Annotated in this window: 5 protein-coding genes; all 5 read left to right on the top strand. The window is 70.4% G+C overall.

The window, feature by feature from the left end:
• The first annotated feature begins 368 nt into the window (after positions 1-368).
• The 5 genes from ABZ281_RS29000 to ABZ281_RS28980 are packed head-to-tail and all read left to right on the top strand — an operon-like array spanning position 369 to position 7,452.
• Positions 369-4,070 carry a nitrate reductase subunit alpha gene (locus ABZ281_RS29000; protein WP_356660165.1) on the top strand — a complete coding sequence of 1,234 codons (3,702 nt, stop codon included), beginning with the start codon at positions 369-371 and terminating at the stop codon, positions 4,068-4,070.
• Between the two features lies 1 nt (position 4,071).
• Positions 4,072-5,598, top strand: coding sequence for a nitrate reductase subunit beta (gene narH, locus ABZ281_RS28995; protein ID WP_356660163.1), 1,527 nt, complete (start codon positions 4,072-4,074; stop codon positions 5,596-5,598).
• Positions 5,595-6,386: a nitrate reductase molybdenum cofactor assembly chaperone gene (narJ, locus tag ABZ281_RS28990; protein WP_356660161.1), complete on the top strand. Its 792-nt coding sequence runs from the start codon at positions 5,595-5,597 to the stop codon at positions 6,384-6,386. The genes narH and narJ overlap by 4 nt, the downstream gene beginning before the upstream one ends.
• A complete protein-coding gene (gene narI, locus ABZ281_RS28985) occupies positions 6,383-7,165 on the top strand; it encodes a respiratory nitrate reductase subunit gamma (protein ID WP_356660159.1) in 783 nt (260 codons plus the stop codon). Before narJ ends, narI begins: the two co-directional genes overlap by 4 nt.
• Entirely contained in the window at positions 7,162-7,452 is a 291-nt protein-coding gene (locus ABZ281_RS28980; RefSeq protein WP_356660157.1) for a hypothetical protein, read from the top strand. The genes narI and ABZ281_RS28980 overlap by 4 nt, the downstream gene beginning before the upstream one ends.
• Positions 7,453-7,631: the final 179 nt, after the last annotated feature.

Genomic DNA, 7,631 nt, shown 5'->3' with positions numbered 1-7,631 from the left:
GGCCTCCTGGGAGGGGGAGGAAGGGGTGTGTGTTGGCCCCGGGGAGGAGGTTGCTGCGCCCGGCCGCGGCGGCGCCCGGACGCAGGACCGAACCGGGCGCCACGCGCCGTACGCGCTGCACCTGCGGCGGCCAGGGACGGGGGATTTGGCCGCCTGGCAGGCACGGAATGCGGTCGTACAGATGGGCATCTGCGGTTCGATCAATGCCCAGCATGCAACGTCGGCCACCCCGGCTCCCCGGCCGACCGGGCCCCACCACCGGGACCGTTGGTCCCTGTTGCGACCGGCCGGATGGGGCCAGAAGGTCACCCGGCAAGGACCGTCGGCCTCAGGTGCGCCAGGGTCTGCGCCACCTAGCGTTCCTGGCCATGGAGAACGATCAGAACGCACGGCGTCAGGCGTCGAGCGCAGGGGAAGGCTGGCCGCTGGCGGCCCGTCGGCTACTGACGCGCAGCGAGGTGTCGGCCGACGGGCGCGCCGTGTTCGGCGAGAACGACGGCAAGTGGGAGGGCTTCTACCGGGACCGGTGGGCGCACGACAAGGTGGTGCGCTCCACGCACGGCGTGAACTGCACCGGTTCGTGCTCGTGGATGGTGTACGTCAAGGACGGGATCATCACCTGGGAGCACCAGGCAACCGACTACCCGTCGATCGGCGCGGACTGCCCCGAGTACGAGCCGCGCGGCTGTCCGCGCGGGGCGTCGTTCTCCTGGTACACCTACTCCCCCAGCCGGGTCCGCTACCCGTACGTGCGCGGCGCGCTGCTGAAGCTGTGGCGCGAGGCCCGCGAGCGGCTCGGCGACCCGGTGGCTGCGTGGGCCGAGATCACCGGCGACCCGGCCAAGGCGCGGGCGTACAAGAAGGCTCGCGGCAAGGGTGGCCTGGTGCGCGCCGACTGGGACGAGGTGAGCGAACTGATCGCCGCCGCCCAGGTGCACACCGCCAAGGCGTACGGCCCCGACCGCGTCGCGGGTTTCTCTCCGATCCCTGCGATGTCGATGGCGTCGTTCGCGGCCGGTGCGCGCTTCCACTCCCTGATCGGCGGCACCCTGCTGTCCTTCTACGACTGGTACGCCGACCTTCCGATCGCCTCCCCGCAGGTCTTCGGCGACCAGACGGACGTCCCCGAGGCCGCGGACTGGTGGAACGCCGGTTATCTGATCATGTGGGGCTCCAACATCCCCGTCACGCGTACTCCGGACGCGCACTTCCTGACCGAGACCCGGTACAACGGCACCAAGGTGGTCGCGGTCAGCCCCGACTACGCCGACAACGTCAAGCACGCCGACGAGTGGCTGGCCCCGCATCCCGGCACGGACGGCGCACTGGCGATGGCCATGGGCCACGTCATCCTGCGCGAGTTCCTCATCGACCGCGAGGTGCCGTACTTCCAGGACTACCTGCGCAAGTTCACCGACGCCCCGTTCCTGGTGACCCTGCGCGAGCACGCCGAGAGCGGTCTGGTTCCGGACGGGTTCCTGACCGCCGCCGACCTCGGCCGAGAGACGGAACACGCCGAGTCCAAGACCGTTCTCCTCGACTCGGCCACCGGCGAACCGGTGGTGCCGAACGGCTCGCTCGGCTTCCGCTGGGGGGAAGCCGAGCCAGGCCGCTGGAACCTCGACCTGGGCAACACCCTGCCGGAGTTGAGCCTGCTCGACCGTGCGGAGGAGACAGTGGCCGTGGCCCTGCCTCGCTTCGACGAGGGCAGCACAGAGGGCGGCGCGGTCATGGTGCGCGGGGTGCCCGTGCGGCGCGTCGGCGGGCGCCTGGTGACCACCGTGTTCGACCTGATGCTGGCGCAGTACGGAGTGCAGCGGCCGGGTCTTCCGGGTAGCTGGCCGTCCTCCTACGAGGACGTGTCGGAGCCCTATACCCCAGCGTGGCAGGAGACGATCACCTCCGTGCCGGCCGAGCAGGCGGCCCGGATCGCCCGGGAGTTCGCCCGCAACGCGGAGCGGACGAACGGTCGGTCCATGATCGCGCTGGGAGCCGGTACCAACCACTGGTTCCACTCCGACACCATCTACCGGGCGTTCCTGGCCCTGACGACGATGACCGGTTGCCAGGGTGTCAACGGCGGTGGCTGGGCGCACTACGTCGGCCAGGAGAAGGTCCGCCCGGTCACGGGGCAGCAGCACCTGTCGTTCGCCTTCGACTGGCAGCGGCCCACCCGGCACATGGCGGGCACGTCGTACTGGTACCTGAACTCCGACCAGTGGCGCTACGAGGCGTTCGGGCCCGAGGAGCTGGCTTCCCCGCTCGGGGCGGGGCGGTTCGCGGGCAAGGGGTTCGCCGACTGCCTGGCGCAGGCCGTGCGGCTGGGCTGGTCGCCCGGTCACCCCGGCTTCAACCGCAACCCGCTCGACCTGACGGACGAAGCGCGAGCCCAGGGCAAGCAGGTCGCCGAGCACGTCGTCGACGAGCTGAAGTCGGGACGGTTGCGGTTCGCCGTCGAGGACCCGGACGACCCGGCCAACTTCCCCCGCGTACTGACCGTCTGGCGGGCCAACCTGCTCGGCTCCTCCGGCAAGGGCAACGAATACTTCCTGCGCCACCTGCTGGGCACCGACGCCGCGGTCCGCTCCGAGGAGACCCCGCCCGAGCACCGGCCGCAGGACGTGGTGTGGCGGGAGGAGGCCCCCGAGGGCAAGCTCGACCTGCTGGTCACCATGGACTTCCGGATGACCTCCACCGGTCTGCTCTCCGACGTGGTCCTGCCGGCGGCGACCTGGTACGAGAAGGACGACCTGTCCAGTACGGACATGCACCCCTTCGTGCACGCATTCACCCCGGCCATCGCCCCGCCCTGGCAGGCCCGCACCGACTACGACACCTTCCTGACCATCGCCGACCGGTTCAGCGAGCTGGCCGCCGAGCACCTCGGCACCCGCACCGACGTCCTCGCGGTGCCGCTGCTGCACGACACGCCGGACGAACTGGCCCAGCCGGGCGGGGTGGTGCGGGACTGGAAGGCCGGCGAGTGTGAGCCGGTGCCCGGGCGGACCATGCCGAAGCTGGTCGTCATCGAACGTGACTTCGCCGCCATCGCGCAGAAGATGCGCGCCGTCGGCCCGCTGCTCGACACCTTGGGCACCACCACCAAGGGCATCACCGTCCACCCGCACCAGGAGATCGACGAGCTGCGCCGCCGCAACGGCACCGTACGGGACGGGATCGCCGCCGGACGGCCTTCGCTCGCCACCGCCTCCGACATGTGCGAGGCGATCCTCGCCCTGTCCGGCACCACCAACGGACGGCTGGCCACCGAGGGCTTCCGCGAGATGGAGCGGCAGACCGGCAGCGAAGGTCTGGTGGAACTGGCCTCAGAACGCGAGGCCGAGCGGATCACGTTCGCCGACACCCGCACCCAGCCCCGCTCGGTGATGACCTCCTACGAGTGGTCGGGCTCGGAGACGGGCGGACGCCGCTACTCCCCGTTCGTCATCAACACCGAGCACAAGAAGCCCTGGCACACCCTCACCGGCCGCCAGCACTTCTTCGTCCAGCACGACTGGATCACCGAACTCGGCGAGCAACTCCCCGTCTACCGACCCCCGTTGAACACGCCTCGGCACTACGGCGACGAACATCTGCGCGAGGACGGACGGGCGGAGGTCACCGTCCGCTATCTGACCCCGCACTCGAAGTGGTCCATCCACTCGAACTACCAGGACAACAAGTACATGCTCGACCTGTCCCGAGGTGGACCCACGATCTGGATGTCGGTGGAGGACGCCGAGAAGGTCGGCGTGAAGGACAACGAGTGGATCGAGGCGTACAACCGCAACGGCGTCGTCGCCGCCCGCGCCGTGGTCACCCACCGTATGCCCGAGGGCACCGTGTACATGTACCACGCCCAGGACCGCAACGTGAACGTGCCGAAGACCGAGGTCAGCGGCAGGCGGGGCGGCATCCACAACTCGCTGACGAGGCTGCTGCTCAAGCCCACTCATCTCGCGGGCGGATACGCCCAGTTCACCTACGCCTTCAACTACTACGGCCCGACCGGCAACCAGCGCGACGAGGTCACCGTCATCCGCCGCCGCAGCCAGGATGTGGAGTACTGACATGCGCGTCATGGCACAGATCGCGATGGTGATGAACCTCGACAAGTGCATCGGCTGCCACACCTGCTCGGTCACCTGCAAGCAGACCTGGACCAACCGCACCGGCGTCGAGTACGCCTGGTTCAACAACGTCGAGACCAAGCCCGGCGTCGGCTACCCCCGCCGCTACGAGGACCAGCAGCAGTGGAAGGGCGGCTGGATGCTCGACAAGCGCGGACGCCTCGTCCTGCGCTCCGGCGGCCGGATCAAGCGCCTGCTGTCCTTGTTCTCCAACCCCGACCTGCCGTCCATCGAGGACTACTACGAGCCGGTCACCTACGACTACGACAACCTGGTCAGCGCCCCAGCCCAGAAGGACATCCCGGTCGCCCGCCCGCGCTCGGTCCTCACCGGCAAGCCCACCGCCATCACCTGGGGAGCCAACTGGGAGGACGGCCTGGGAGGCGCACCCGAGAACGCCGGCGCCGACCCCAACCTGAGCGGGGCCTGGGCGGAGAAGGTCAAGTTCGAGTTCGAGCAGACTTTCCTCTTCCACCTCCCCCGCCTGTGCGAGCACTGCCTCAACCCGGCCTGTGTGTCAGCCTGTCCGTCCGGCGCGATGTACAAGCGGGTCGAGGACGGCATCGTCCTCGTCGACCAGGACCGCTGCCGCGGCTGGCGGATGTGCGTGACGGCCTGCCCGTACAAGAAGGTGTACGTAAACCACGCCACCGGCAAGGCGGAGAAGTGCACGTTCTGCTTCCCGCGCATCGAGGCCGGGCAGCCCACGGTCTGCTCCGAGACGTGCGTCGGCCGACTGCGCTATCTCGGCCTGCTTCTCTACGACGCCGACCGCGTCGGCGAGGCGGCAGCCACCCCTGACGAGAAGGACCTCCTCGACGCCCAGCGTGGCGTCTTCCTCGACCCGCACGACCCCGAAGTGCGCGCCGCCGCACGGGAGTCCGGGATCCCCGAGGACTGGCTGGACGCCGCCCGCCGCTCCCCCGTGTACGACCTGGTCATGCGCTACAAGGTCGCGCTGCCGCTGCACCCGGAGTACCGGACGATGCCGATGGTCTGGTACGTGCCGCCACTGTCCCCCGTCCTCGACGCCGTCGACGCGGCGGGCGGAAACCAGGACGACCCCGACCATGTCTTCGCGGCCGTCACCCGGCTGCGCATCCCGCTGGAGTACCTGGCGGAGCTGTTCACCGCCGGGGACACGGACGTGGTCGCCGGGGTGCTGATGAAGCTCACCGCGCTGCGCTCGTACATGCGCGAACGCACTCTCGGTGAGGCCGGCGACGAGAGCGCGCTGAAGGCCGTCGGGCTCACCGCGCGCGAGGCGGAGGACCTGCACCGGCTGCTCGCCGTCGCCAAGTACCAGGACCGGTACGTCGTCCCCGCCGCCCACAAGGAGGACGCCGCCGCGCTGACCGCGACGGAGAACCGCTGCCCGGTCGAGACGTCCGGCGACCCCGAGCCCCGCAAGATCATGCTCGGGATCCCCACCCTGCGCCGCAACACCACTGCCGGAGGCCGTCCGTGAGCCCGCTGCCTGCAACGATCCCCGCCCTCGTCCGCACCCGCGTCCGCGCAGCCGTACGCCGCCCGGCCCGGCTCACCCCCGAGGAGACGGCGGGCCGAGCACTGACACTGCGGCTCGTGTCGCTGCTCCTGCAGTACCCCGACCCCGAACTGACCGCCGCCCGGACAGAATTGATCACCGTAGTGGAGGCCCTGCCGGCCACGCCCGGGGCGGAACACCTGGCCCGGTTCACCGACTGGTTCGCCGACCAGGACCCCGAGGCGCTGGAGCGGCACTACGTCGAGATGTTCGACCTGCGCCGCAAGAGCAGCCTCTACCTCACCTACTACCTGCACGGCGACACCCGCCGCCGAGGCATGGCCCTCCTCACCTTGAACCAGCGCTACCGGGCGGCCGGCTGGAACACCGACGGGGGAGAACTGCCCGATCACCTCCCGGTCGTCCTGGAGTTCGCCGCCCTCGCCGGTCCCGGTGGCGGGGAAGCACCGCTGCGCCAGCACCGGCGCGGGCTGGAGCTGATCCACCGCGCCCTGACCGACGCCGACTCCCCCTACCGGCACGTCCTGGCTGCGCTGCTCACCCTGCTGCCGCCCCCCACCGAGGCCGACCGCGCGGCTGTGGCCCAGCTCGCCGCCGAGGGCCCGCCGAACGAGGAGGTCGGCCTCGACCCCTACGGGACCTACGGGGAGGGGGAGTTCGCGCCTCCGGGCACCTTCGTGCCGCCGATGCCAGCTCCGTCGACGTATGTACCGCACGCCCCGACCAGCCGTACGGAAGGCCCCCGATGAACGCCGCGCTGTCCCCCCCGGCCGCCCCTGCGGCGAGCGGTGCTGATCTGCTGCTGTGGGTCGCCGTGCCCTACATCTGCCTCGCCGTGTTCGCCGTCGGGCACGTCTGGCGCTACCGTCAGGACCAGTTCGGCTGGACCTCCCGCACGACCCAGCTCCTCGAACACCGTTGGCTGCGCTGGGGCAGCCCCTTGTTCCACCTGGGTGCCTTCATGGTGATCGCCGGGCATGTCGTGGGGCTTGCTATTCCCGACTCGTGGACCGAGGCCGTGGGCATCAGCGAGCACGCGTACCACACCACGGCCGTGTGGGCCGGCTCGGTCGCGGGCGTCGCGATGGTCACGGGGCTGGGCATGCTGTGCGCCCGCCGACTGCTCACCCGCCAGATCCGCCTCGGCACCGACCGCAGCGACAAGCTCCTCTTCCCCCTGCTCTCCGCCACCGTACTGCTCGGCATCACCGCCACCTTCGCCCACAACATCTTCGGCGCCGGATACGACTACCGCTCCACCATCTCCGTATGGTTCCGCGGCCTGTTCGTCCTCCAGCCCCAGCCCGAGGCCATCGCCGGAGCCCCCCTGCTGTTCCAGCTCCACGCCCTGACCGCCTTCCTGCTCTTCGCCGCCTGGCCGTTCACACGGCTGGTGCACGTGTGGAGCGCCCCGATCGGATACCTCGCCCGGCCCTACCTGGTCTACCGCAGACGAGCCACACCGGCCGCGGCCCCGACGTCCGCCGGCCGGGCCCGGTCGGCCTCGGGCTCCCGGCGAGCCGCATGAGTCACGAACCCGCGCTCGTACCGGTCGCCACGGCCACCCGGCGCCCGCACACGGTGGCCGCGAGCCCCCGCACCGGGTGGGTGCTGGCCCTCACCGGCACCGTCGGCTGGCTCGCCTCCTTCCAGCTCACCGTGGACGACTGGCGGCGACTGCGCGATCCCACCTACCAACCGGCCCTGCAACATCAGCCCCGTGGTGAGCTGCGGCAGCGTCATGTCCAGCCCACAAGGCAGCCTGCTCGGCTTTGCCAACATGCTGCTCGAAACTGGGCGCCTTCGCCGCCGTGACCGCCCTGGGCATCGCCGTACTCACCGGGGCGCACCTGCACCGCCGGCTGTGGCTAGTGCCGCGACAGGCAACGTTCGCCCCGGCACGACGCCCGGCACGCTCCCCCACGCTCTCGACTCCGCTCGAGCAGGGGGTACCCCCACTCGCCGCACCGGCCGAAACCCCAAGTACGTCCAGT

Source organism: Streptomyces sp. NPDC006265, from assembly GCF_040613555.1.
In the GTDB taxonomy this organism is placed as follows: Bacteria; Actinomycetota; Actinomycetes; order Streptomycetales; family Streptomycetaceae; genus Streptomyces.
The sequence above is the reverse complement of the archived record's forward strand: the minus strand, read 5'-3'. Positions and strand labels throughout refer to the sequence as shown.

Excerpts from the sequence above, each read along its gene's own strand:
- ABZ281_RS29000 (WP_356660165.1), top strand. The coding sequence starts at position 369 with ATGGAGAACGATCAGAACGCACGGCGTCAGGCGTCGAGCGCAGGGGAA.
- narH (WP_356660163.1), top strand. The coding sequence starts at position 4,072 with ATGCGCGTCATGGCACAGATCGCGATGGTGATGAACCTCGACAAGTGC.
- narI (WP_356660159.1), top strand. The coding sequence starts at position 6,383 with ATGAACGCCGCGCTGTCCCCCCCGGCCGCCCCTGCGGCGAGCGGTGCT.
- ABZ281_RS28980 (WP_356660157.1), top strand. The coding sequence starts at position 7,162 with ATGAGTCACGAACCCGCGCTCGTACCGGTCGCCACGGCCACCCGGCGC.